This is a genomic window from Pseudomonas sp. SZ40, from assembly GCF_052958135.1.
This window is the reverse complement of record NZ_JBQWIF010000009.1, coordinates 79,512-101,582: the sequence shown is the minus strand read 5'-3', so window position 1 is coordinate 101,582 and position 22,071 is coordinate 79,512. Positions and strand designations below refer to the sequence as shown.

Below are 22,071 nucleotides of genomic sequence, written 5' to 3'. Positions count from 1 at the left end.
AAATGAACAAAAGGATAAGCCATGAGCGAGTGGATAGCTGTAGTCAGCATAACGTTGCTGGCGGTGATAAGCCCCGGTGCTGACTTCGCCCTGGTCACCCGCAACAGCCTGCTGCTGTCGCGGCAGGCGGGTATGTTCACTGCTCTGGGGATTGGCCTGGGGGTAGTGATCCACCTGAGCTATACCCTGCTCGGCATTGGCCTGCTACTGCAGCAGTCGCTATGGCTGTTCAACCTGCTGAAGCTGGCTGGTGCGGCCTACCTGATCTACCTCGGCGTCAGAATGCTGCTGGCCAGGCCGGCCTCCGAAGCATCCGCCGCTCCCACCACCGAGCCACTGTCGAACCTGATCGCTCTGCGCACAGGCCTGCTGACCAATGCACTGAACCCCAAGACCTCGATTTTCATCGTCAGCCTGTTCATGCAGGCCGTGCAGCCGAGCGCCTCCCTGGCGACCCAGATCGCTTATGGCGCGTTCATCTCACTGGCGCATGTGGGCTGGTTCAGCCTGGTGGCACTGTGTTTTTCGGTGGGGGCGATAAGGCAGAGGCTGCTAGCGGTCAGGCATTTGATCGACCGCGTATTCGGCGGCCTGCTGGTAGGCCTGGGGGCGATGCTGGCGATGACCAGTCAAGGGAGTTGAGTGGCATGGGTCCAGGGATCCGTAGCACCAAGCTCAGGGTGTGCGAGGTGCGCTGAAGCGACGTGCGCGCTGGCGATGCCATTCACGGCACGCCAGCTGCCACGGTGGCGCACATGCGTTTATGCCGGTTTGCTCTCGTGCAGGCGCACGTTGAGCTCATCGACCACCGGCGCCCATTCGGCGTCTTCGAGCAGCTCTTCTTTCAAGAAAGCCGCCTGGGATTCGGTCCAGAATGACGCTTCGGACACCTTGACCTCATCGGCCAGCGGATAGTGCTCGGCGATGAACGCGTCGATGCTGGCCGGGTCGGAGTCCAGGCCCAGTTGCTGGAACAGGGTGCCGAGGTCTTTGTTGGGAAGTTCCATGTGGGGTCTCCATCAGGTGGGTCGGTTTTCATGCACGTGCGCAGTAGAGCGACATCGACGAACGACAGTTCAACCTCTCCGGCCCACGGTTGGCCGGCTGTTCGCTGCCGTTATCGGCTATGGTTGAAGCCAACAGCCATGATCGGGAACGCACCATGAGCACCAGAGCCGCATGCCGCAACGCCCTCGTCCTGCCCGCAATCGCCATGCTGCTCGGTGCCTGCGCCAGCTCGCAGACACCTGCGCCCGACAAACCAGAGCGAATCGGTCGCGCTCAGGATCTCTACGAGTTGAGCCCGGCCTACCAGCCCGGCACCTACCGGCACATGGACGAGCTGTTCTTCACCCGGACGGTGCACCGTGGCCCCAAGGTCTATCCGCTGCCAGCCGGTGCCGAGGTGCCGGTGCAGTACAGCGTCGACGGCCAGCTAGTGGGCGTCGAGGCGTTCATGCGCCGCAATCAGGTTGGCGGCGTGCTGATCATCAAGGACGGCAAGATCGCCCTGGAGAAGTACGCCATGGGTAATGACGCCAGTACGCGCTGGACCTCGTTCAGCGTGGTCAAGTCGATCTCCTCGACACTGGTGGGCGCTGCCGTGCAACAAGGCAGTATCGCCAGCGTGAAAGACCCACTGACCCGCTACCTGCCGCAACTCAAGGGCGGCGCCTATGACGGCGTGAGCGTCGAGCAGATGCTGCAGATGAGTTCGGGCGCAGCCTGGGACGAAACGTATCGCGACCCGAAATCCGACCGCCGCCGTATGTTCGAGCTGCAACTGGCCAACAACCCGGGCGCCCTGCTCAAGCAGATGTCAGGCCTGAAGAGGGCCCACGCCCCTGGCACGGCATTCGCCTACAGCACCGGCGAGTCCCACCTGCAGAGTGAGCTGGTACGCGCTGCGACCGGCATGACCACCAGTGATTACCTGTCCGAACGCATCTGGGCACGCCTGGGCATGGAGCGCGACGCCTTCTGGCAGTTGGACAGCCGTGCCGGCCAGGAAATAGGCAGCAGCGGCCTGTCAGCGACCCTGCGCGATTACGGCCGCTTCGGCCAGTTCATCCTCGATGACGGGGTGATCGACGGCGAGCGCATCCTGCCTGCCGGCTGGCTGGCGAGTGCCACCCGCGCCACACCGGGCTCCCACCTTGAACCCGGCAAGCTGTACGACGGTGAGTACGCGCTCGGCTATGGCTACCAGTGGTGGCTGTTCCCCACCGGTACCGCAGCACTGCCCGAGCATGACGGCGGGGCCTTCGAGGCGCAGGGTATCTTTGGGCAATTCCTTTACATCAACCCCAAGGAGAAGATCGTGGCGGTGGTGTGGAGTACCTGGCCAAAGCCGGAGATGGATGAGCGGGAGATGGAAACCTACACCTTCATCGGCGCGGCGGTGAAGGCATTGCGTTGATCGGACCGACTCGCGCACCCCAGAAAGATCGTCGGTTGGTCGAACCCGACGGCGCCCTGCTGGTCGATACATCAGATTTGCCTGAGGGATACCCATGATTGATTGCCGACACGGCATTGGCTGTCTGCTGCTGAGCGCCCTGATGCTCGGCGGCTGCGCCTCTTCGACGTCCTGCGACGAGCCCCTGAGTGGAGACAGCTGTCGCGACCGCCAACTGCTCTATCAGAACGACATGCTGCAGGCCAAGATGCTGGTGGTGTCCGGCGACATGGAAAGCCATGAGCTGGCCGGTGCCCTGCTGCGCCGCTCGGAAAGCCTGGATGAACGCGGAGAGGTCGAGTTCTATCAGGCGATTCTGATGATTCGCGAAGGCCCGCAGACCGACGAGGTGCTGAGCAAGCTGGAGGACGCTGCGGCGCAACAGCAACCCTACGCCGTGGCGCTGCTCTACAAGATCTGGTCGGAGCCTTATCTGGTCGACGAGGCCGATCCCATTCGCGCCGAAGAGTATCGCGCGGACTATGCCGAGCTGGACGTGGCCAAGAGCGGTTATCCGTCCTTCGAAAAGGCGCTGAATCTGGTCAATCAACTGGTGCAGACGCCCTGACGCCAGCGTTGCTGCGCGCGTTATCGGGCTGTAAAGCAATTTGCAGGGTGCCAGCGCGGCGGCGACGGATTAAAATCCGCCACCAGATTCGCCGCGCAGCCCTTGCCCGCCAATGCAAGGCTGCGCCTATCCATCATCCGCATAGTCGAGAGAACAGACATGGGCGCCCAGTGGAAAGCCAAACCTAAAGAAGCCGCCGCCAACGCCAGGGGCAAGATTTTCGGTCGCCTGGTCAAGGAGATCATGGTCTGCGCGCGCAATGGCGCCGATCCGGACATGAACCCCAAGCTGCGCCTGGCCATCCATCAGGCGAAAAAAGCCTCGATGCCGAAGGACACCCTGGATCGCGCGATCAAGAAAGGCGCAGGCCTGAGCGGCGAGACGGTCAACTTCGAACGCACCACCTACGAAGGCTTCGCGCCGCACCAGGTGCCACTGATCGTCGAGTGCCTGACCGACAACGTCAACCGCACCGTGGCGGAGATTCGCGTGCTGTTCCGCAAGGGCCAGCTCGGCAGCAGCGGTTCGGTAGCCTGGGATTTCGATCATGTCGGGCTGATCGAGGCCTCCAGCGAGAGCGGCGCCGACCCGGAGCTGGCGGCTATCGAAGCCGGCGCTCAGGACTTCGACGAAGCCGATGAAGGCAACACTCTGTTCATCACCGAGCCGACCGATCTCGATCTGGTCAGCCGTGCGCTGCCGGAACAGGGCTTCACGGTGAACTCGGCGAACCTCGGTTACCGCCCGAAAAACCCGGTCGCGAACCTGACGCCCGAACAGCGCGAAGAAGTCGAAGCCTTCCTCGAAGCCATCGACAACCACGACGATGTACAGAACGTCTACGTGGGTCTGGCCGGCTAAGCACCCGATCAACGCCTGCCGCGCGCCAGTACCGCGGCGTTGAAGCAGGCTGGGGCGAATTGCGGCATTCCATCACGGTATTGCCGCAATAACCCGGTATACTGTCCGGCTTCCTTCTTTGCGGATCAATCGCAGAGCGGAACATTGCCGCACAGGAGCTGCATCTTGCACAAATATCTCGTTCTCGCCGCCTGCTTAATGCTTGGAGCTTGCAGTAGCGCCCCCCAGTCGTCGTCCACCACCACGACCGACCACAACAGTATCGTTCGCAGCAACCTGGAGGCGATCCACAATGCCCAGGTCGTTCCGCTGCCACTCAACCCGCATTCCAGCCTGCCGCGTGGCAAGGCCGGCAATGCCAGCATGCAGTTCGGCAGTTCGCTGTCCAACTACCGCGTGTACTCCCTGCAATTGAAGCAAGGCGAGCGCTATCGCCTCAACGTCAACTCGCTGTGCGATCACACCTGCATGGGCATCAACAAGTTCGCCCTGAAGCCCCGCGCAGTGCTGATGGACGCCTACGGCACGGTAATCCCCAACAAGCCCGCCCGTCCTGCCACGGTGATCGGCATGAGCACCCTGGGCTGGGATGGTGAGGCACCGGAAGACGGCACCTACTACCTGCTCGTGGCAGCTGACAAGGAAGACATCGGCCGCACCATCGTCATCGACGACGTGTGGATCAACAACTCGCCGCTGATGGCGGTGAAGGTCGGCCTGCTCGATGGCCTGATGCAGCCTAAGAACCTGCACTGACAGCCATGCCTCCTCGTACTCTGCACATCGCAGCAGCCTGCCTGTTCGACGAAACCGGCCGTCTGCTGTTGGTGCGCAAGCGCGGCACGCACAGGTTCATGCTGCCAGGCGGCAAGCGTGACGAGGGTGAGACAGCGATGCAGACCCTGCTGCGTGAACTCCACGAGGAGCTGCAGCTGCGCGTGCCCGAGTCAGCCTTCACGCCGCTGGGCCATTTCAGCGAAGTCGCCGCCAACGAGGCAAATACCCGGGTCGAAGCCGATATCTTCAGCGGCATGCTGCCACACCCGGTGCACCCCGCAGCCGAACTGGAAGAGCTGCGCTGGCTAAGCGCCTGCGACCCGCGAACGGACGACCTAGCGCCGCTGCTGCGCCGACACGTCCTGCCCCTGCTCTGGCCAAGCGCCTGAGCGTACGATCCCGCCATTCGAGCGGAAGCGACGATAGCCACTATCGAAGCGAATGATTTCTTCCGGCGGCAGCCAGTGAATAGCCTATGAGGCATACAAACGGCCTCGTTCACAGGTGCTCCCATGCCACGCTCCCTGCTCCCCCTGCTCACGGTTTTCATCCTGTTCCTGACCGGCTGTGCCAGCCCGCAATCGGCAGCCGAACGCCCCTACACGGACGCAGAGGTCAAGCAATTCGCCTTGGAGATGCTCAGCCGCAGTGGTCTGCCCTACGAAGATTACGAGAAAATCCGCAGCGCACTGCAAGCGCCGAACTACCGGGTCTCCAACTCGATTCGCGACGTGGGCCCACTGCGTGGTATCGATCCCGAAGGCTGAGTGCAGCGAACCCGTCGACGGACTCGACCCTGGCGGCTGTCCGTCATGCACGGTTACCGCCAAGCGCCTGCGACAAGTTGTCCACCGCGCCACCCAGCCTCCATTGATCTACGGCAAGGCCTGTGTGTTCAAAGCCCTTAGCCTGTGGCGATCCGCTTCTCATACGCGAGGGTTCACATGGCTATCACTTCTGCCGACATCTGCGCCGCCGCCGACCAGTTGAAAGGCTTCGTCGGCTTCAACGTCAAGACCGGTCAACACATCGTGCGTTTCAGCGAAGACGCCTTTGGCCTCGACGTCGCCGAAAACAGCATCACGCCAACCAGCGAGTTCGTCTGGGCAACTGGCGAGACATCCGAATTGATGACCCTGAAACGCGAGCGCCTGAGCCTGCTCTCCGGCCTGCGTATCGATGAGCGCCTGAACATCGGCGAACCGCTGCGTATCTACCTGCGCCGCGAGGATCTGCCGGAAATCAGCGCGCAAAGGCAGTTGCAACCGAGCGGCTGATCTGGCGCGAACCACTGGTTTCACCCTCGCCCGCCACTTAGACTGGCCGGCCATTCAACGCGGCCGTTTGCCATGCCCGTGTTCTGCCTGTTGCCCGATCATCTGCGCCCACTGGCGGACAAGTTCTATCGCAGCCATCGCTCCGCCATGCGTACCCGCAGCGACCATCAGGTCTGGGTCGCCAGAGATGGCGAGATCGTTGCCGCGCTGTGCCTGCAGGAGGCCGCTCACGGCCAGTGGCTGACCAGCCTGCTGGTCGCGCCGGCACGGCGCCAACAGGGCCTGGCCAGCGCCCTGATCGACGCTGCGCTGCAGGGTGCGCAAACGCCCACCTGGCTGTTCTGCCATCCCGACTTGCAACCGTTCTACGAGCGCCAGGGTTTTCAAGCGTGCCACGAACTGCCCTCACCGCTTGCCGAACGCCTGGCCCGCTACCGGCGCAGCAAGACACTGGACGCCATGCGGCGCTGAAACACGCCATTCGTGCATCCTGGCGCATATGCTGGCACTTTGACCACTTTCCTCACTTGCGGTCCGCCAGCGACCCCGCCAATGTGAACGGCTGCCTGAGGTCGAGACGCTCATCTGCAAGCGACCTATCTGCAGCAATCGAGCACGCGCGCCCACAACCAGAATGAAAGCACCATGGCTATTCACGTGAAGCGTCTGCTTGCGCGGCTGCGCAAGGATTTCCAACTTTCGATCATTACCCTCATGGGGCTGTTCGGTGTACTGGGCATTTCGCCTTATGCCGTCTACCGCGCCGTGCACGGTAACTATCTGGTCAGCGTCGCCGATACGGTGATCGTGCTGTCGACCATCCTGGCCGTCATTCACGCCTGGCGCACCGGCGACACGGTCCGACCCGGGGTCTGGCTGGCCGGTATCTTCTCGCTGTGCGCCACACTGATCACCCTCAATCTGGGCGTCAACGGGCTGTTCTGGATTTACCCGCTGATCCTCTTCAACTTCTTCATGGTGTCACCGCCCAGGGCACTGCTCGCGACCGTACTGGTGGTCGCCGCATTGGCGATCTATTCCCTGCTGGTGCCGGGCACGGTATTCGAAAGCCGTTACCAGATGCTGTCGTTTCTGGTCACCGCACTGCTGGCCAGTGTGCTGACCTTCATCTTTGCCTACCGCACCCAGCACCAGCGTGACCAGTTGCATGCCTGGGCCACCCGCGACCCGCTGACCGGCGCCCGCAACCGCCGGGTGATGAACGATGAACTGAAAATCGCCGTATCCAACCGGCGCCGGCACGATATCAATGCCTCGGTTCTGCTCATCGACCTCGACCATTTCAAACAGATCAACGACCGCTTCGGTCACCAGGCCGGCGACCAGGTACTGGTGGATTTCGTCGCATTGGCCCAGCGCAGCGTCCGCCAGGAAGATCGGCTGTTTCGCTTTGGTGGCGAAGAGTTTCTGCTGTTGCTGGGCAATACCGATGAACAAGGGCTGCTCTCCGCGGCGGAACACCTGCAGGCGCAGATAGCCCAGCACCTGAGCAGCCCTGGCGGCCTGGTGACCGTTTCCATGGGTGGCGCTGTGCTAAGGGCTGGCGAGCAATGGGAAAGCTGGCTGCAGCGCGCGGACCAGCAGCTCTACCAGGCTAAGGGCGCGGGCCGTGACCGCATCCACATCGATAGCGGCGCAGCGCTCGAACCAAGCTAGGGTCAACCCCGAGCGCAGCGACCTGTTGCAGGACCCAACCTTGGCCCGAGTAGCAAACGCTGCATATGCGCCTGGTCCGCCACCGCGGATTGCCGATCGCCAGAAAAGAAAAGGGCGGCCCGAGGGCCGCCCTTTTCAGTACTGCAGGACCGATCAGTGAGACGAAGCGCCACTGGCGCCCAGGCCGGTGTGCGAGCGCACGAACTGCGGCAGGAACAGCGCACGTTCCTCTGCAGCCGATTCGGACTTGTCGGTGATCGAGAAGAACCAGATACCGACGAAGGCCACGATGATGGAGAACAGCGCCGGGTATTCGTACGGGAAGATCGCCTTCTCGTGACCGAGCACCGTGACCCAGATGGTTGGGCCGAGCACCATCAGTACCACGGCGGTGATCAGGCCGAGCCAGCCACCGACCATCGCGCCACGGGTGGTCAGGTTCTTCCAGTACATGCTCAGGAACAGTACGGGGAAGTTACAGCTCGCCGCGATGGAGAACGCCAGACCCACCATGAAGGCGATGTTCTGTTTCTCGAAGAGAATCCCCAGGCCGATGGCCAGGATACCCAGGCACACGGTGGTGATCTTCGATACGCGCAGCTCGTCCTTCTCGTTGACGTTGCCCTTCTTGAACACGCTGGCGTACAGGTCGTGGGAAACCGCCGAAGCGCCCGCCAGGGTCAGACCGGCAACCACCGCGAGGATGGTGGCGAAGGCCACGGCCGAGATGAAGCCCAGGAAGATGCTGCCACCCACGGCATTGGCCAGGTGCACCGCCGCCATGTTGTTACCGCCCAGCAGAGCGCCAGCAGCGTCCTTGAAGGCCGGGTTGGTGCTGACCAGCAGGATCGCGCCGAAACCGATGATGAAGGTCAGGATGTAGAAGTAACCGATGAAGCCGGTGGCGTAGAACACCGATTTACGGGCTTCCTTTGCATCGCCAACGGTGAAGAAGCGCATCAGGATGTGCGGCAGACCGGCAGTACCGAACATCAGCGCCAGGCCGAGGGAGATCGCCGAGATCGGGTCTTTCACCAGGCCACCGGGGCTCATGATCCTCTCGCCGTTGGCGTGAACCTTGATCGCTTCGGTGAACAGGGTGTTGAAGTTGAAGTCGACGTGCTTCATCACCATGAACGCCATGAACGACGCACCGGAAAGCAGCAACACCGCCTTGATGATCTGCACCCAGGTGGTAGCCAGCATGCCGCCGAACAGCACGTACATCACCATCAGGATACCGACCAGCACGACCGCCACATGGTATTGCAGGCCGAACAGCAGCTCGATCAGCTTGCCTGCACCGACCATCTGCGCGATCAGGTAGAAAGCCACCACCACCAGCGAACCGCTGGCTGACAGGGTACGGATTTCCTTCTGCTTGAGGCGATAGGACGCCACGTCGGCAAAGGTGTATTTGCCCAGGTTGCGCAGGCGTTCGGCGATCAGGAAGAGGATCACCGGCCAGCCGACCAGGAAGCCGATCGAGTAGATCAGGCCGTCGTAGCCGGACGTGAACACCAGGGCGGAAATACCCAGGAAGGACGCCGCCGACATGTAGTCACCAGCGATTGCCAAGCCGTTCTGGAAGCCTGTGATACCGCCCCCCGCGGTATAGAAATCAGACGTCGACTTGCTGCGTTTTGAAGCCCAGTAGGTGATGCACAGGGTGCCACCGACGAAAGCCAGGAACATCAGGATCGCGGGCGTATTGACTGCCTGACGCTGAACGTCGCCGGTCAATGCATCGGCCCACAAGGTCGGGGCCAGGGCCATCAGGGCCAACGTGGAGAGGATACGGCCGATCATTTGCCCACCTCATCCAGGATCACCTGGTTCAGGTTGTCGAATTCGCTGTTGGCGCGGCGCACGTAGATGCCGGTCAGCACGAAGGCCGAGAGGATTACGCCGAGGCCCACTGGAATGCCCCAGGTGATCGGAGAACCTTCGGTGATGCGGGTTCCCAGCCAGCCGGGCACGAAGGCGATGAGCAGGATGAAGCCGATATAGATGCCAAGCATGATGGCGGAAAGTATCCAGGCGAATTTTTCACGCTTGGCTACTAGCTCCTTGAAGTGCGGACTTTGCTCGATCCGCCGGTAGATGCTGTCGTTCATTTTATTGTTATCCTCCACAGCAGGATGCTGGTATGGATAACTGTAAGTCAGCATTCAACTTCCGACAGACGACCTTAGTCGAAACCCCCTCCCTTTTAGACCAAAGTCTAATGCCCGGCGCACTCAGCGCCGCTGCTGGTACTGCTGCGTGCCCTGCCCCGGATATCGCTGAATCTGGTAACCGTTCGGGTACTCGGTGCTCTGGCGAATGCCGCCACGGGTCTCGAAGGTCGAGCTGCGCTGGCCGCTTTCATAACGGCTTGAATCGATGCCTTGCGGTATGCGCTGGCCACCATACAGGTTGTAACGCTCCTGACGCTCATAGGTGTCGACGCTGCCACTGGCACCCGGGCTGACGTAAGCCTTGGGAATCACGCGGATGGTCTGCGGCGCGCGCTCGTCGGCGGATGCGCCGGTGGCGGTCAGCACAGCCAGCATCAGGGTAAAACCGATCAGTGATTTCATCTCGAACTCCGATAGCGTTCAGGCGCCAGGTGATCACGCCCTCGCCCATGCCTAGCTGAGACAGCGCGCAGCGCGGATCATTTGCGACTCAATGCCTCGCCGATCCCATAAAAGTGACCGCCGGCTACGTGATGGATGCTGCGCCAGGCGGGATCGGCCTCCTCGAAGTGCCAGCGCCCGTCACGAAACACCCGCGAATCGGCCCACGCAGCGGTCACCTCGGCGATGAACAGGTCGTAGGTCTGCTGGTTGTGCGGCTCTACGATCAGGCGGCAGGCCAGCCATGCCGAGCAGCCCGCGACGAAAGGCAGATTCTGATCGCCCAGGGCGATGAGTTCGACGCCGGTAGTGGCCAGCTTGTCGGGCTCATCGTTCAAGCTGCGCGAACCGACCTGGTGAGTCAGTTCCAGCTGCGCGGCAGTGGGCACCTGAATGACTAATCGACCGCTACGCTCGACCAGCGCACGGGTGGCGGTGATCTTGTCCAGTACCACGGTCAGCTTGGGCGGGTCGAAATCCAGGGCACAAGCCCAGGCGGCGGCCATCACCCCGTCGACGCCGTCATGGCGTGCGGATACCAGCACCGTGGGGCCGTGGTTGAGCAACCGGTAGGCCTTGTCCAGGCTCACGGGCTTGATCGGGTTGTCCATCGTTGCGCCTCTGCGAAACTCGAAAACGGCAATGTACAACATCGCACCTCGCGAGCCACGACGTGATCGCCCGGACGGCCACTCGCGCGCTAGAATCGGCGCCCGTGCAGGCTTTGCTCGAGCCCTCCATCCCATTCAGGTGCAGCATGACGCCAGGCGTCGTCCACCTGCCAGCTAACAGTGGTGACACCATGATCGAGGTAACCGAAGTTTCCATCGCCCAACTGCGCGCTGCGCTGGAGGCGGGCCGCACCACAGCGGTCGAACTGGTCAAAGCCTACCTCGCCAGGATCGACGCCTATGACGGCCCGCAGACGGCCACCGCGCTGAACGCCGTGGTGGTGCGCAACCCGGACGCGCTGCTCGAGGCAGAGGCATCCGACGCCCGCCGCGCCCGTGGCGAAACCCGCGGCCCGCTCGATGGCATCCCCTACACCGCCAAGGACAGCTACCTGGTCAAGGGGCTGACCGCCGCCTCGGGCAGCCCGGCCTTCAAGGACCTGCTCGCCCACCGCGACGCCTTCACCGTCGAACGCCTGCGCGCGGCCGGCGCCATCTGCCTGGGCAAGACCAACATGCCGCCGATGGCCAACGGTGGCATGCAGCGTGGCGTCTATGGCCGCGCCGAAAGCCCGTACAACGCCAGCTACCTGACCGCCCCGTTCGCCTCGGGCTCCTCGAACGGGGCTGGTACTGCGACGGCTGCCAGTTTCGCCGCCTTTGGCCTCGCCGAGGAAACCTGGTCGAGCGGTCGTGGCCCGGCTTCGAACAATGGCTTGTGCGCCTATACGCCGTCGCGCGGGGTGATCTCGGTGCGCGGCAACTGGCCGCTGACGCCAACCATGGACGTGGTGGTGCCCTACGCGCGAAGCATGGTCGATCTGCTCGAAGTGCTGGACGTGGTCGTCGCCGATGACCCCGACACTCGGGGCGACCTGTGGCGCCTGCAGCCCTGGGTGCCGATCCCCGCCGCCTCCTCGGTAAGACCCGACCGCTATCAGGCACTGGCTGTGGGTGCGGACGCACTGGCCGGCAAACGCTTCGGCGTGCCACGCATGTTCATCAATGCCGACCCCGACGCAGGCACCAGCGACTCGCCAGGCATCGGCGGGCCAACCGGGCAGCGTATCAACACCCGTGCCTCGGTGATCGCGCTGTGGGAGAACGCCCGTAAGGTGCTGGAAAGTGCCGGCGCCGAAGTGATCGAGGTGGACTTCCCGCTGGTTTCCAACTGCGAGGGCGACCGCCCTGGCGCCTCGACGGTGTTCAACCGTGGCCTGGTTTCCAAAGAGTTTCTGCATGACGAACTCTGGGAACTGTCAGCCTGGGCCTTCGACGACTTCCTGCGTGCCAATGGCGATCCGAAACTGAACCGTTTGGCGGACGTCGATGGGCCGCAGATTTTCCCCCACGACCCAGGCACCCTGCCCAACCGCGAGGACGATCTGGCCGCCGGGATGGACGAGTACGTGCGCATGGCCGAACGCGGCATCACGCCGTGGAACGAGATCGCCACGCTGCCCGATGGCCTGCGAGGGCTGGAGAAGACCCGGCAGATCGATCTCGAACAGTGGATGGACGCGCTCGGGCTCGACGCCGTGCTCTTCCCTACCGTCGCCGACGTGGGCCCAGCGGATGCCGATATCAACCCGGCTTCCGCCGATATCGCCTGGAGCAACGGCATCTGGGTCGCCAACGGCAACCTCGCCATTCGCCACCTCGGCGTGCCCACGGTGACGGTGCCGATGGGTGTGATGGCGGATATCGGCATGCCCGTCGGGCTGACCTTCGCCGGCCGCGCCTACGATGACTCGGCGCTGCTGCGACTGGCCTGCGCCTATGAGTCGACAGGTTCGCAACGCCAGATTCCACCGCGCACCCCGCCGCTGTCGAAAGCCGAGTGATGAGCCCGCGTGATTGTCGAGCTGCAAGCGACAATCACGCTCACGCTGTATCGCCTGACCGAGCAGCAACTGGCCTGCCAGCGTGGCTAGCGGGATAAGCTCGGGCTGGAGCCCATCCCCCTCATCACTGCATTCGCAATTCGAATGATAGACCGGCGAATTATGCGTTTTACGGAAGAATGCACCCGACACATACTTTCGCCATAGGCTCACTACACCCCGGGTGGAGAAACTCGCATTAACCGCCTTTTCGGACATCGCGAATGCTGTCGATAAGCGCAACGGATGCATGAACAGGAACGATATGTTGTCGAACAGCGATAAGAACTTGGAAGCGATCAATGTCTCGATCGCCTGGGATGGATTCAAGGCATTCCTGCCCATTTCGGCCTTCGTCGTGCTGTTCGGGCTGGCTTTCGGGCTGGCCGCCACGCAGACCGGGCTGAGCACCGAGACCAGCCTCGTCATGAGCGCACTGGTCTTCGCCGGGGCATCGCAGTTCGCGGCGCTGGATCTGTGGGGCACGCACATACCACTAGTGCCTCTGGCGCTGACGGTGTTCGCGATCAATGCCCGTCACCTGCTGATGGGTGCCACGCTGTACCCCTGGCTGAGCAACCTGCCGCCAGCCAAACGCTACGGCGTCATGCTGGTCGCCTCCGATGCCAACTGGGCCATGTCCATGCAGGCCTTCGGTTCTGGCAAGCCAGGACTGGGGCTGCTGCTCGGTGGCGGCCTGGCGCTGTGGTCAGCCTGGCTGCTGGGAACCTGGCTGGGTATCTATTTTGGCAGTGCAATCGACGACCCCGTGAGCTTTGGCCTGGACATGGTCATGGGCTGTTTCCTGCTGGCCATGGTGGTCGGTGGCAAGAAGGATCTGCGGATTTTGATCATCTGGACGGTCGCTGCGTGCGCCTCGCTGCTGGCCTACTGGTATTTGCCCAGCAACAGCCATGTGGTGGTCGGTGCCTTGGCGGGCGGCGTGCTCGGTGCCTTGTGGATGGAGAAGCAAGCATGATGATCGAATCGACGGGTTCCGGCGCCATGATCGTCGTCATCGTGATGGCGGTGGTGACGCTCGCCACCCGTTGGGGCGGTATTTTCGTCATGTCGTTCGTGCCGATAAACCTCAGAACCCAGCAGTTCATCAGTGCCATGTCCGGCTCGGTACTGGTGGCACTGCTGGCGCCCCTGGCACTTGAAGGCGACAACGGTGCACGGCTGGCATTGGCGAGCACGGCGGTTGTCATGCTGCTGGTCAAGAAACCACTGCCGGCGATTGCCGCGGGGATACTGGTTGCCGCTCTCGTCAGGCAAACGGGGCTTTAAACCGCAGCCTGGCGCTGCCACCACGCGTGGTCAGCGCGGCATCCAACATTGCGCCAGCGCATTGAATACTTGCCAATTCGCCAATTTTTTATGCGCGAGCGCTCACCTATACTGGCTGACGAATATCATCGTGCTGGTCACTCTCGCCTTCCCGGACTCCTGCAATGCAGGGGCAGGAACTGCTCAGTCAGAGCCCGTCACAAGCCGCTCCAGGCCCAGTTCCTGGCGCCAGGCGCCATCGCTCAGGCCAGCCGAAAGATAGTTTTTTGAGTCTCCGAAATGACAGGCCACGCCTGGCATCTCGTCCCAGTATCCGGTAATCGATCATGAAAACAGAACAAGGCATCCTGCGCCTATCCATCGCCGTCACCCTGCTGCTAGCGGGTGGCGGTATCCTCTTTGGTCTCTTGTCGGGGTCCTTCTCCATCGTCTTCGACGGCGTCTATTCGCTCGCCGATGCCAGCATGAGTGGCCTGGCACTGATCGTCGCCACGCTGATCCGCAAGCACACGTCCAACAGCGACGCCAACCGCCGCCTCGCCGAGCGCTTCAATATGGGGTTCTGGCACCTGGAGCCCATGGTGCTGGCGCTCAACGGCACCTTGCTGTGCGGCGTGACGCTGTACGCGCTGATCAATGCGGTCGGCAGTCTGCTGGCAGGCGGCAAACCCCTCGACTTCGGCTTCGCGATCATCTACGCGCTCGTGGCAACCATCGCCTGCTTCAGCCTGGCCGCTCTGGAGTTCCGCGCCAACAAACTCATCCGCTCGGACTTCGTGGCCCTGGATGCCAAGGCCTGGGTAATGTCCGGGAGCATCTCGCTGGCATTGTTGATCGCCTTCATGCTGGGCGAGGTTACCGCCTCGACCACCTATGGCTGGCTTGGCCCCTACATCGACCCGGCGGTGCTGGCGATCATCTGCCTGGTGATTCTGCCCATGCCGCTGCTGACCATCCGCCAGGCAATGGCCGATATCCTGCTGGTCACGCCGCCAGCGCTGAAGATGCACGTCGACGAGGTAGCCTCCGGCGTGGTCGCCCAACAGGGCTTCGTCGGCTATGAAGCCTACGTCGCCAAGGTGGGCCGTGCCCTGCAGGTCGAGCTGTACTTCATCGTGCCTGCCGACTGGCCAGCCCAGACCCTGGACGACTGGGACCGGTTGCGCGACGCCATCGGCGAAGCGATTGGCGACGAAGGCCCCAACCGCTGGCTGACCATCGCCTTCACCACCGATCCGCAATGGGCCAGGTAGCGGCCCTGCTGGCGAGCGAGCAGATCGATATGCACGCTCCAAGCAACAAAGCGTCAACCTCGGGGCTGTAGATCACTCTCGAGCCAGCTATTAAGGTGCGGCCACTAGCATTCCACGAGGGCTTTGGCCATGGCATCCGTTCGCTTCCAGTACATCTTCGACCCCCTGTGTGGCTGGTGCTACGCCAGCTCCCCTGCATTGGCCACGCTGGCACAGGCCTGGCCTGAACGCCTCGAAATGCGCCCCAGTGGTCTGTTTTCCGGCCCGGGTGCGCGGGCGATGTCCGCCGAGTGGGCGGGCTACGCGTGGAGCAACGATCAACGCATTGCCGCGGCGACCGGCGAAGCGTTCAGCGAGGCATACCGCGACAAGGTGCTGATGGATGACGCCACGCCATTCGACTCGACATACATCAACCGGGCGCTGACCGCCGTTAAGCAGATCGGCGCCGAGCTGGAGCCCGGCCTGCTCAGGCAGCTGCAGGTCGCCAGGTACGTGGCAGGCAGCAACACCGCCATCGTTCAGGTCGTCGCCGACGTGACGGCAGGGTTTCTCGGCGACGCCGGCCACACCACCGACGCCACGGAGCTGGGTCAGCGCCTGGAAACGGATGACGCGCTGACCCGACAGACGCAAACACGCATCGACACCACTCAACAGTTGATGAACAGACTTGGCATCCGTGGCGTACCGCAACTGCTGGTACAGGTCGATGAGACGCTTCACGCCATTCCCTCGGCGGCGCTGTATCAAGGGCGTGACGTACTGCTGGGCGAGCTGCGCAAAGTGGCTGGAAGCGCACTGGGCTGATCGCGCCTCTGCTCGTTTTCGAGCCCCCGAACCTCGGGAGATCCCATACCCGACTTCACCGGCAAGAGGCTGCGCCTGCTATTTCCGCAATGGCAGGGCGGCCCCCAACCGGATCTCATGGGGCTCGGCACTGTCAGCCCCTCTTCGCTCGCCGAGCCAGGTAGCCAGCCGGTGATCGAATGGCTCAAGGCCACAGGCACCAGGCACCAGGCACCAGGCACCAGGCCATTCACTTCGACCTCGATGCGCTGGATCCGGCGCTTTTCCGAGGGCTGCTGTTCGCTAACCCCGCAATGCCCAAAGGCACCGTCGATGGCGTAGCTCAAGGCCAACTGAGCATGGCGCAGGTCGTCGAGGTGTTGAGTGATCTCTCAGCCAACGCCGATGTAGCCGGCATCGGAATCGCCGAACATCTGCCCTGGGACGCCCTGGCGCTCAAAACGATGCTGGCCAGGCTTCCGCTGATTGGAGCACGCGACAGTTAAGCCTCTCTAGCCAGCGAGCTGGCCCTGTTCAGACGCTTGCCTATCTGCCAGCCCGCGCAACACGGCGATATCCCGCTTGGGCGGCGCGCCGAACAGGCGGCTGTATTCGCGGCTGAATTGTGAGGGGCTTTCGTAGCCGACCTTGAAAGCAGCGCTGGAAACGTCCAGATGCTCGTTGAGCATCAGCCGTTTGGCTTCGTTCAGGCGTAGCCACTTCTGGTACTGCAGCGGGCTCATGGCGGTGAGCTGGCGAAAATGATGATGGAAGGTCGGTGAACTCATCTGCACGCGGGCGGCCAGCTCCTCGACACGCAGTGACATGGCGAAATTGAGTTTCAACCAGTCGATGGCCTTGGCGATGCGGTAACCCTGGCCATCGACGGAGGTGATCTGGCGCAGCTTGCCAGCCTGATCGCTCATCAACAGCCGGTAGTGAATCTCACGCTGGATCAACGGTGCGAGTACGGGGATGGCCTCCGGCTCATCGAGCAACGCCAGCAGCCGCTCGAAAGATGCCAGCAGCGGCGCGGTGACCCCGCCGATCCCCACCCCCGTGCCCGCAGATCGATCACGGCTGGTCGGCAGACCGCCCTCGGCGATCAGCTCGGCCAACACGCGCAGATCGAGCTTCAGGGTCAGCCCCAGGCAGGGCCGCTGCGGGCTCGCCACCAGCACTTCGGAATTGGCGGGCAGGTTCAGCGAAGTAACCAGGAAACGCGAAGGATCATACGGGTAGCCTTCGCCGCCGACCCACAGGCGCTTCTCTCCCTGAGCGACGAGGATGATGCTCGGCTCGACCATGCACACTACCGGCGGCGAGGGCTCTTCTCGCCTGAAGAAGCCGAGCCCGGCAATAGCGGTTTTCTCATCACCCGGGCGGGCAATGCGCGCTCCAATATGCTGCGTGAGCGACTCATGTAGCGATGCGATTGGCGCGTTGTGTCTGTTCATCGTCAAGCCTGTATCTGCTTCGTCATCGCACTCTAACCCGCTCGCTCCGCCCTTCCCATCGAAAGCCGGCAAGCCCATCGGATCGGGCAAGTAATCCAGCGAAATGCGCTACAGACCGCGTGGGCGGCTGCGCAGAATGGCACGGACTGCGACAGAACAGCGATCGCATCACCACCGGAGTGCATTCAATGAACAACTCGTTTTCACGCCTGGGGCTGATCCAGAGCGCCCTTTTTGCCGGCATCACAGCTTTCGCCAGCGTGTCGGCCGCACTGGCCCAGGAAGCGCAACGCGAGCCAGGAGAAAAGACCATGACGCTTACCCAGCAGTGGGACAAGACGTTCCCGCAAAGCACCAAGGTCGACCATCAGAAAGTGACCTTCAAGAACCGCTATGGCATCACCCTGGCAGCCGATCTGTACCTGCCCAGGGAGCGCGGCAGCCAGCCGCTCCCGGCACTGGCTGTAAGTGGCCCGTTCGGTGCGGTGAAAGAGCAGTCGTCCGGCCTGTATGCGCAGACCATGGCCGAGCGCGGCTACGTGACGCTGGCGTTTGACCCCTCCTATACCGGCGAAAGCAGCGGCGAGCCCCGCGACCTGGCCTCGCCGGACATCAATACCGAGGACTTCAGCGCCGCGGTCGATTTTCTGGGGTTACAGAAGTCGGTTGATCGCGAACGCATCGGCATCATCGGGATTTGCGGTTGGGGCGGTATGGGCCTTAGTGCAGCGGCAGTCGACACGCGTATCAAGGCCGTGGTCACCACCGTCATGTATGACATGTCCCGTGTCATGGCCAAGGGCCTGAACGACAGCCTGACGCCAGAACAACGCGCACAAACGCTGGAGCAGCTGAGCCAGCAGCGCTGGGTCGACGCGCAGAATGGCACTGCAATGCCGGGGCCGCGCATCCTGCCTGAGAAGCTCAGCGGCAGCGACGGCGCGGTCATCGAGGAGTTCTTCGACTATTACCGCACGCCACGCGGCTTCCACAAGAACTCGCCGAACTCCAATGGCGCCTGGACCACCACCACACCGCTGCCGTTCATGAATTTGCCGCTGCTGACCAACATCGCGGACATTTCACCACGGCCGATTCTGATCATCGCCGGTGAACATGCGCATTCGCGCTACTTCAGCGAGGACGCCTTCAAGGCGGCTGCACAACCCAAGGATCTGTTGATCGTCAGGGACGCCAACCATGTAGATCTTTATGACCGCATGGACAAAATCCCCTTCGAGACGATCACCCATTTCTTCGACAAGAATCTCAAGTAACCACTGCCAAGCCTGACCGAGCGCAACATGCCTGCGCCCCGCCAGGCTTCACGTTTCAGTTGCAAACGCCCTCGCAGTGCGCCCGCCCCAGCCTTCGATCCACCCCGAATACGCCATTCGCCGGCCCGTTGCGGCTGAACACTGCCCTACCGAATAGCGTTCACGAAACACAGGACTCACTTATGTCCCCTACACCCATTTCGTTACCGCCCCAGGCTCCACACGGCTGGGGCGCAGTGCTTGCCATGTCGCTCGCCGCATTCGCCCTGGTCGCCTCCGAGTTCATGCCGGTCAGCCTGCTCACGCCGATTGCAGCGGATCTGCAGATCACCGAGGGCCAGGCTGGCCAGGGTATCGCCGTGTCGGGGCTGTTCGCCCTGCTCACCAGCCTGGTCATCGCGGCCATAGCAGCACGTGTCGATCGCAAAAGGCTGCTGCTCTCACTGACGCTGCTGATGATCGTCTCGGGAACGGTGGTGGCGTTCGCACCGAACTACCTGATCTTCATGCTGGGCCGCGCCCTGATCGGCGTGGCCATCGGTGGCTTCTGGTCGTTGTCGGCGGCGACGGCGATGCGCCTGGTGTCCAAGGATCAGGTGCCCCGGGCACTGGCCATCGTCAACGGCGGCAACGCTCTGGCGACAGTCGTTGCAGCACCCCTGGGCAGTTTTCTCGGCTCGCTGATCGGTTGGCGCGGCGCATTTTTCTGCATCGTGCCGGTCGCCACACTTGCCGCTGTCTGGCTGCTGCTTAGCCTGCCTTCGATCAAAACGGAGCGCAGCGGCAAAAGCAGCAATGTCTTTCGGCTGATGAAGAACCTGCCCGTGGCGCTGGGCATGGTCGCAGTGAGTGTCTTTTTCATGGGCCAGTTCGTGCTGTTCACCTACCTGCGCCCGTTTCTGGAAACCGTCACTCAGGTCGGTATCAGCACACTGTCGCTCATGCTACTGGTACTGGGCGTGGCCGGTTTGGTGGGCACCTTCGTGATCGAGGTATTTCTGAAAAGAGGCCTGTATCGCACGCTCATCGCCATCCCGCTGCTGATGGCGGCAATTGCACTGGCGCTGATTCATTTCGGTGGCTCGGCCGCCACCACGACCCTATTGCTTGGCCTCTGGGGGCTGGTGGCGACGGCTGCGCCAGTCGGCTGGTGGACCTGGCTGGCGAAAAACCTGCCAGACGATGCCGAAGCGGGCGGAGGGCTGATGGTGGCGATCATCCAGCTGGCGATAGCCCTGGGCGCCACCGTTGGAGGGCTGGTGTTCGACCTGAGTGGCTATCGGGCAACCTTCGAATCGAGTGCAGCACTGCTGGTGGTCGCCGCTGTTCTCGCCTGCCTGGCGGGGCGTGCCGCGCTACAGGCACCATCGATGGCATCGCGTACTGCGGCGTGACGCAATCGAGGCAAGGCACACGCCTGCGTGCCTTGCCTCGACCCTCAACGGGCGCTGTCGATGATCTGGCCACCATCGGGTGTCAGGCTGTAACCAGTCAGGAACTGCGCATCCTTGCTGGCGAGAAACAGCACCACCGGTGCGATGTCCTGTTCCGGCGAGCCATGACGGGCCAGCGCATTGCTAGGCGTGGGCACATCGACCGCAGCTCCCCAGGTGTCTGCAATCGGCAGCACGTTGTTGACGGTGATCCTGTCTGCCCCCCATTCCCGCGCCGCCGAACGCGTCAGGGCCCGCACCGCCTCCTTGGCCATGTTGTAGGGCGCATAGCCCGGCAGGCCGACCACACCGGCCAACGAGCCGAAGTTGATGATCCGCCCCTCCCCGCTGGCTTTGAGGTACGGATAGCAGGCCTGCATGGTGCACAGGTAGGCGACCGGCCCCATGGCGAAGTTGCGTTGCAATTGCTCGACCGAGAGTTCGAGCACCGATGACGTCACTGCCGCGGGGTCGAAAGCGTTGTTGACCAGAATATCGATACGGCCATAGACCGCTACCACCTTGTCCACCGCTGCGCTGACCTGCCCGGCATCGGCGATGTCGCAGACCACACCGAGGGCCACGCCGCCAGCCGCACGAATATCGGCGACCACGCGCTCGACGTTTTCAGGTGTGCGCGACAGCACCGCGACACTGGCACCTTCTGCAGCGAACAGCTTGGCGGTGGCGCGGCCGATGCCGCGACCAGCGCCAGTGACGATGGCAACTTTTCCGTTGAGCCGGGACATAGCTCGATCTCCAATTCAGTTGGGGGAAGTTTGCTGAGCGACAACCATCGGCCCGTAGGGGGATGCAAGCTCGCGGGCAGCGTTCTGAGTGACGAAGGAAGCACCCAGCAGTAGCAGACCGATCAGTGCCGGCAGCGCGCCACCGGGCTTGCGCACACCGATGTGCGCAAGCCCGGACAGCAACAGATGAAAGAACATGCCGGCATAGGCAAGATCACTGAGCACCACACTGAAACGCGACAACATCGTGGCCACCGCCAGCAGCTTCACGGCAGTGAGCAGCGGCACCAGGTAGGCCGGGTAACCGAGATCAGCGAGGGCCTGACGAACCCAGTCACGCTTGACGATGTACAGCGTGGCGGAAGCCAGGTAGAGCAGAGACAGCAGCGCGGTGCTGAACCAATAGAGGTAACTTTCGATCATGCTATTTCATTCCTGGATAGGGTTTTCGCATCGAACCGGGGCTACGATGTCGTCTAAGATGAAAAGCCACAAGTAGGATGAAAAAGTGATAGTTAGTATGGAAAACCAGACTAAAGACGCCGAACAGGTCAACATGCACGAGGAAATGCGCCGCGCATTCGCGCTGCTCTCGGGCAAGTGGAAACTGGAAGTCATGTGGCTGCTGAACCAGCGTGTCTATCGCTTTGGCGAGCTGCGCAAAGCCATCCCCGGTATCACCCAGCACATGCTGACAGCGCAGTTGCGCGAGCTGGAAAGCGACGGGCTGGTGACACGCACCGTGTTCGCGGAAGTGCCACCCCGAGTCGAATACGAAATGACCACCAAGGCACGCGCCCTCGGCCCGACCATGGAGGCACTGATGCAATGGTGGAGCGAATACGGCAACAGCGTGCCGGTAAAGCCCAACCCTAGAGGCCGCAAGCCGAGGGATGCTTGAAACGCGTATGGCAGTGCGGTCGGCGGGCTGAAGCCCATCCTACGGGGGCTGCAAGCCAGCAGGTGGACTAACGGATTGAGAGCTGAAGCTCCCTATCCATCGACAATGCCAATCAGCCCCTGCTCGGGC

27 protein-coding genes are annotated in these 22,071 nt (G+C 62.5%); 19 read left to right on the top strand and 8 right to left on the bottom strand.

The window, feature by feature from the left end; genetic code table 11:
* Window positions 1–21 precede the first annotated feature (21 nt).
* Window positions 22–642, top strand: coding sequence for a LysE family translocator (locus tag ACT9T4_RS09910; protein ID WP_499116728.1), 621 nt, complete (start codon window positions 22–24; stop codon window positions 640–642).
* Window positions 643–761: 119 nt separating this feature from the next.
* Here the strand turns inward: ACT9T4_RS09910 and ACT9T4_RS09905 are convergent, their stop codons facing one another.
* Window positions 762–1,007, bottom strand: coding sequence for a DUF2789 domain-containing protein (locus ACT9T4_RS09905; RefSeq protein WP_042554380.1), 246 nt, complete (start codon window positions 1,005–1,007; stop codon window positions 762–764).
* 155 nt (window positions 1,008–1,162) lie between these two features.
* Between ACT9T4_RS09905 and ACT9T4_RS09900 the strand changes: the two genes are divergently transcribed.
* The 9 genes from ACT9T4_RS09900 to ACT9T4_RS09860 all read left to right on the top strand — a co-directional run bounded on the left by ACT9T4_RS09900 (window position 1,163) and on the right by ACT9T4_RS09860 (window position 7,618).
* Window positions 1,163–2,419, top strand: coding sequence for a serine hydrolase domain-containing protein (locus ACT9T4_RS09900; protein ID WP_499116726.1), 1,257 nt, complete (start codon window positions 1,163–1,165; stop codon window positions 2,417–2,419).
* Window positions 2,420–2,513: 94 nt separating this feature from the next.
* Window positions 2,514–3,026: a hypothetical protein gene (locus tag ACT9T4_RS09895; protein ID WP_499116724.1), complete on the top strand. Its 513-nt coding sequence runs from the start codon at window positions 2,514–2,516 to the stop codon at window positions 3,024–3,026.
* 159 nt (window positions 3,027–3,185) lie between these two features.
* The gene (locus ACT9T4_RS09890) at window positions 3,186–3,887 is read left to right on the top strand and encodes a YebC/PmpR family DNA-binding transcriptional regulator (RefSeq protein WP_042554383.1); all 702 of its coding nucleotides are present in this window, start codon (window positions 3,186–3,188) and stop codon (window positions 3,885–3,887) included.
* A 165-nt stretch (window positions 3,888–4,052) separates the two neighbouring features.
* Window positions 4,053–4,643, top strand: coding sequence for a hypothetical protein (locus ACT9T4_RS09885; protein ID WP_179538633.1), 591 nt, complete (start codon window positions 4,053–4,055; stop codon window positions 4,641–4,643).
* A gap of 5 nt (window positions 4,644–4,648) precedes the next feature.
* A complete protein-coding gene (locus ACT9T4_RS09880) occupies window positions 4,649–5,053 on the top strand; it encodes an NUDIX hydrolase (protein WP_042554385.1) in 405 nt (134 codons plus the stop codon).
* Between the two features lie 123 nt (window positions 5,054–5,176).
* Window positions 5,177–5,431: a hypothetical protein gene (locus ACT9T4_RS09875; RefSeq protein ID WP_042554386.1), complete on the top strand. Its 255-nt coding sequence runs from the start codon at window positions 5,177–5,179 to the stop codon at window positions 5,429–5,431.
* A gap of 177 nt (window positions 5,432–5,608) precedes the next feature.
* The gene (locus tag ACT9T4_RS09870) at window positions 5,609–5,941 is read left to right on the top strand and encodes a DUF2025 family protein (protein WP_499116720.1); all 333 of its coding nucleotides are present in this window, start codon (window positions 5,609–5,611) and stop codon (window positions 5,939–5,941) included.
* Window positions 5,942–6,013: 72 nt separating this feature from the next.
* Window positions 6,014–6,412, top strand: coding sequence for a GNAT family N-acetyltransferase (locus ACT9T4_RS09865; protein WP_499116718.1), 399 nt, complete (start codon window positions 6,014–6,016; stop codon window positions 6,410–6,412).
* A gap of 174 nt (window positions 6,413–6,586) precedes the next feature.
* Window positions 6,587–7,618: a GGDEF domain-containing protein gene (locus ACT9T4_RS09860; protein ID WP_499116716.1), complete on the top strand. Its 1,032-nt coding sequence runs from the start codon at window positions 6,587–6,589 to the stop codon at window positions 7,616–7,618.
* 153 nt (window positions 7,619–7,771) lie between these two features.
* Here the strand turns inward: ACT9T4_RS09860 and ACT9T4_RS09855 are convergent, their stop codons facing one another.
* The 4 genes from ACT9T4_RS09855 to ACT9T4_RS09840 form a co-directional block, all read right to left on the bottom strand.
* Window positions 7,772–9,427, bottom strand: a complete 1,656-nt coding sequence (locus ACT9T4_RS09855; RefSeq protein ID WP_042554390.1) for a cation acetate symporter — start codon at window positions 9,425–9,427, stop codon at window positions 7,772–7,774.
* The gene (locus ACT9T4_RS09850; RefSeq protein WP_042554391.1) at window positions 9,424–9,735 is read right to left on the bottom strand and encodes a DUF485 domain-containing protein; all 312 of its coding nucleotides are present in this window, start codon (window positions 9,733–9,735) and stop codon (window positions 9,424–9,426) included. The genes ACT9T4_RS09855 and ACT9T4_RS09850 overlap by 4 nt, the downstream gene beginning before the upstream one ends.
* Before the next feature lie 123 nt (window positions 9,736–9,858).
* Window positions 9,859–10,200: a hypothetical protein gene (locus tag ACT9T4_RS09845; RefSeq protein WP_042554392.1), complete on the bottom strand. Its 342-nt coding sequence runs from the start codon at window positions 10,198–10,200 to the stop codon at window positions 9,859–9,861.
* A gap of 77 nt (window positions 10,201–10,277) precedes the next feature.
* Window positions 10,278–10,850, bottom strand: a complete 573-nt coding sequence (locus tag ACT9T4_RS09840) for a flavin reductase family protein (protein ID WP_042554393.1) — start codon at window positions 10,848–10,850, stop codon at window positions 10,278–10,280.
* A gap of 191 nt (window positions 10,851–11,041) precedes the next feature.
* On the opposite strand from ACT9T4_RS09840, the gene ACT9T4_RS09835 reads away from it, so the two are divergent.
* From ACT9T4_RS09835 to ACT9T4_RS09810, 6 genes are all read left to right on the top strand, one after another.
* A complete protein-coding gene (locus ACT9T4_RS09835; RefSeq protein ID WP_499116714.1) occupies window positions 11,042–12,754 on the top strand; it encodes an amidase in 1,713 nt (570 codons plus the stop codon).
* A gap of 304 nt (window positions 12,755–13,058) precedes the next feature.
* A complete protein-coding gene (locus tag ACT9T4_RS09830) occupies window positions 13,059–13,772 on the top strand; it encodes an AzlC family ABC transporter permease (RefSeq protein WP_179540091.1) in 714 nt (237 codons plus the stop codon).
* Window positions 13,769–14,083, top strand: coding sequence for an AzlD family protein (locus ACT9T4_RS09825; protein ID WP_042554395.1), 315 nt, complete (start codon window positions 13,769–13,771; stop codon window positions 14,081–14,083). Before ACT9T4_RS09830 ends, ACT9T4_RS09825 begins: the two co-directional genes overlap by 4 nt.
* Before the next feature lie 326 nt (window positions 14,084–14,409).
* On the top strand, window positions 14,410–15,336 hold the full coding sequence (locus tag ACT9T4_RS09820) for a cation diffusion facilitator family transporter (RefSeq protein ID WP_042554396.1): 927 nt from the start codon (window positions 14,410–14,412) through the stop codon (window positions 15,334–15,336).
* Between the two features lie 129 nt (window positions 15,337–15,465).
* Window positions 15,466–16,146, top strand: a complete 681-nt coding sequence (locus ACT9T4_RS09815; protein WP_499116711.1) for a DsbA family protein — start codon at window positions 15,466–15,468, stop codon at window positions 16,144–16,146.
* 338 nt (window positions 16,147–16,484) lie between these two features.
* Window positions 16,485–16,631 carry a hypothetical protein gene (locus ACT9T4_RS09810; RefSeq protein ID WP_499116710.1) on the top strand — a complete coding sequence of 49 codons (147 nt, stop codon included), beginning with the start codon at window positions 16,485–16,487 and terminating at the stop codon, window positions 16,629–16,631.
* 6 nt (window positions 16,632–16,637) lie between these two features.
* Here ACT9T4_RS09810 and ACT9T4_RS09805 read toward each other — a convergent pair whose 3' ends face one another.
* Window positions 16,638–17,582, bottom strand: coding sequence for an AraC family transcriptional regulator (locus ACT9T4_RS09805; RefSeq protein ID WP_042554398.1), 945 nt, complete (start codon window positions 17,580–17,582; stop codon window positions 16,638–16,640).
* Between the two features lie 311 nt (window positions 17,583–17,893).
* Between ACT9T4_RS09805 and ACT9T4_RS09800 the strand changes: the two genes are divergently transcribed.
* Together ACT9T4_RS09800 and ACT9T4_RS09795 are read left to right on the top strand one after the other, a co-directional pair.
* A complete protein-coding gene (locus tag ACT9T4_RS09800) occupies window positions 17,894–18,859 on the top strand; it encodes an alpha/beta hydrolase (RefSeq protein WP_499116791.1) in 966 nt (321 codons plus the stop codon).
* A 182-nt stretch (window positions 18,860–19,041) separates the two neighbouring features.
* Entirely contained in the window at window positions 19,042–20,253 is a 1,212-nt protein-coding gene (locus tag ACT9T4_RS09795; protein ID WP_499116707.1) for an MFS transporter, read from the top strand.
* A 44-nt stretch (window positions 20,254–20,297) separates the two neighbouring features.
* Here ACT9T4_RS09795 and ACT9T4_RS09790 read toward each other — a convergent pair whose 3' ends face one another.
* Together ACT9T4_RS09790 and ACT9T4_RS09785 are read right to left on the bottom strand one after the other, a co-directional pair.
* Entirely contained in the window at window positions 20,298–21,041 is a 744-nt protein-coding gene (locus ACT9T4_RS09790; RefSeq protein ID WP_179538641.1) for an SDR family NAD(P)-dependent oxidoreductase, read from the bottom strand.
* Window positions 21,042–21,056: 15 nt separating this feature from the next.
* Complete coding sequence (locus ACT9T4_RS09785) at window positions 21,057–21,464, bottom strand: DoxX family protein (protein ID WP_042554402.1); 408 nt, start codon at window positions 21,462–21,464, stop codon at window positions 21,057–21,059.
* A 97-nt stretch (window positions 21,465–21,561) separates the two neighbouring features.
* On the opposite strand from ACT9T4_RS09785, the gene ACT9T4_RS09780 reads away from it, so the two are divergent.
* Complete coding sequence (locus tag ACT9T4_RS09780) at window positions 21,562–21,942, top strand: winged helix-turn-helix transcriptional regulator (protein ID WP_042554403.1); 381 nt, start codon at window positions 21,562–21,564, stop codon at window positions 21,940–21,942.
* Window positions 21,943–22,071 lie beyond the last annotated feature (129 nt).

What these genes read in the sequence shown, in the direction of transcription:
- ACT9T4_RS09910 (WP_499116728.1), top strand. Translation starts at nt 22, where the DNA reads ATGAGCGAGTGGATAGCTGTAGTCAGCATAACGTTGCTGGCGGTGATA.
- ACT9T4_RS09905 (WP_042554380.1), bottom strand. Translation starts at nt 1,007, where the DNA reads ATGGAACTTCCCAACAAAGACCTCGGCACCCTGTTCCAGCAACTGGGC.
- ACT9T4_RS09900 (WP_499116726.1), top strand. Translation starts at nt 1,163, where the DNA reads ATGAGCACCAGAGCCGCATGCCGCAACGCCCTCGTCCTGCCCGCAATC.
- ACT9T4_RS09895 (WP_499116724.1), top strand. Translation starts at nt 2,514, where the DNA reads ATGATTGATTGCCGACACGGCATTGGCTGTCTGCTGCTGAGCGCCCTG.
- ACT9T4_RS09890 (WP_042554383.1), top strand. Translation starts at nt 3,186, where the DNA reads ATGGGCGCCCAGTGGAAAGCCAAACCTAAAGAAGCCGCCGCCAACGCC.
- ACT9T4_RS09880 (WP_042554385.1), top strand. Translation starts at nt 4,649, where the DNA reads ATGCCTCCTCGTACTCTGCACATCGCAGCAGCCTGCCTGTTCGACGAA.
- ACT9T4_RS09875 (WP_042554386.1), top strand. Translation starts at nt 5,177, where the DNA reads ATGCCACGCTCCCTGCTCCCCCTGCTCACGGTTTTCATCCTGTTCCTG.
- ACT9T4_RS09870 (WP_499116720.1), top strand. Translation starts at nt 5,609, where the DNA reads ATGGCTATCACTTCTGCCGACATCTGCGCCGCCGCCGACCAGTTGAAA.
- ACT9T4_RS09865 (WP_499116718.1), top strand. Translation starts at nt 6,014, where the DNA reads ATGCCCGTGTTCTGCCTGTTGCCCGATCATCTGCGCCCACTGGCGGAC.
- ACT9T4_RS09860 (WP_499116716.1), top strand. Translation starts at nt 6,587, where the DNA reads ATGGCTATTCACGTGAAGCGTCTGCTTGCGCGGCTGCGCAAGGATTTC.
- ACT9T4_RS09855 (WP_042554390.1), bottom strand. Translation starts at nt 9,427, where the DNA reads ATGATCGGCCGTATCCTCTCCACGTTGGCCCTGATGGCCCTGGCCCCG.
- ACT9T4_RS09850 (WP_042554391.1), bottom strand. Translation starts at nt 9,735, where the DNA reads ATGAACGACAGCATCTACCGGCGGATCGAGCAAAGTCCGCACTTCAAG.
- ACT9T4_RS09845 (WP_042554392.1), bottom strand. Translation starts at nt 10,200, where the DNA reads ATGAAATCACTGATCGGTTTTACCCTGATGCTGGCTGTGCTGACCGCC.
- ACT9T4_RS09840 (WP_042554393.1), bottom strand. Translation starts at nt 10,850, where the DNA reads ATGGACAACCCGATCAAGCCCGTGAGCCTGGACAAGGCCTACCGGTTG.
- ACT9T4_RS09835 (WP_499116714.1), top strand. Translation starts at nt 11,042, where the DNA reads ATGATCGAGGTAACCGAAGTTTCCATCGCCCAACTGCGCGCTGCGCTG.
- ACT9T4_RS09830 (WP_179540091.1), top strand. Translation starts at nt 13,059, where the DNA reads ATGTTGTCGAACAGCGATAAGAACTTGGAAGCGATCAATGTCTCGATC.
- ACT9T4_RS09825 (WP_042554395.1), top strand. Translation starts at nt 13,769, where the DNA reads ATGATGATCGAATCGACGGGTTCCGGCGCCATGATCGTCGTCATCGTG.
- ACT9T4_RS09820 (WP_042554396.1), top strand. Translation starts at nt 14,410, where the DNA reads ATGAAAACAGAACAAGGCATCCTGCGCCTATCCATCGCCGTCACCCTG.
- ACT9T4_RS09815 (WP_499116711.1), top strand. Translation starts at nt 15,466, where the DNA reads ATGGCATCCGTTCGCTTCCAGTACATCTTCGACCCCCTGTGTGGCTGG.
- ACT9T4_RS09810 (WP_499116710.1), top strand. Translation starts at nt 16,485, where the DNA reads ATGGCGCAGGTCGTCGAGGTGTTGAGTGATCTCTCAGCCAACGCCGAT.
- ACT9T4_RS09805 (WP_042554398.1), bottom strand. Translation starts at nt 17,582, where the DNA reads ATGAACAGACACAACGCGCCAATCGCATCGCTACATGAGTCGCTCACG.
- ACT9T4_RS09800 (WP_499116791.1), top strand. Translation starts at nt 17,894, where the DNA reads ATGACGCTTACCCAGCAGTGGGACAAGACGTTCCCGCAAAGCACCAAG.
- ACT9T4_RS09795 (WP_499116707.1), top strand. Translation starts at nt 19,042, where the DNA reads ATGTCCCCTACACCCATTTCGTTACCGCCCCAGGCTCCACACGGCTGG.
- ACT9T4_RS09790 (WP_179538641.1), bottom strand. Translation starts at nt 21,041, where the DNA reads ATGTCCCGGCTCAACGGAAAAGTTGCCATCGTCACTGGCGCTGGTCGC.
- ACT9T4_RS09785 (WP_042554402.1), bottom strand. Translation starts at nt 21,464, where the DNA reads ATGATCGAAAGTTACCTCTATTGGTTCAGCACCGCGCTGCTGTCTCTG.
- ACT9T4_RS09780 (WP_042554403.1), top strand. Translation starts at nt 21,562, where the DNA reads ATGGAAAACCAGACTAAAGACGCCGAACAGGTCAACATGCACGAGGAA.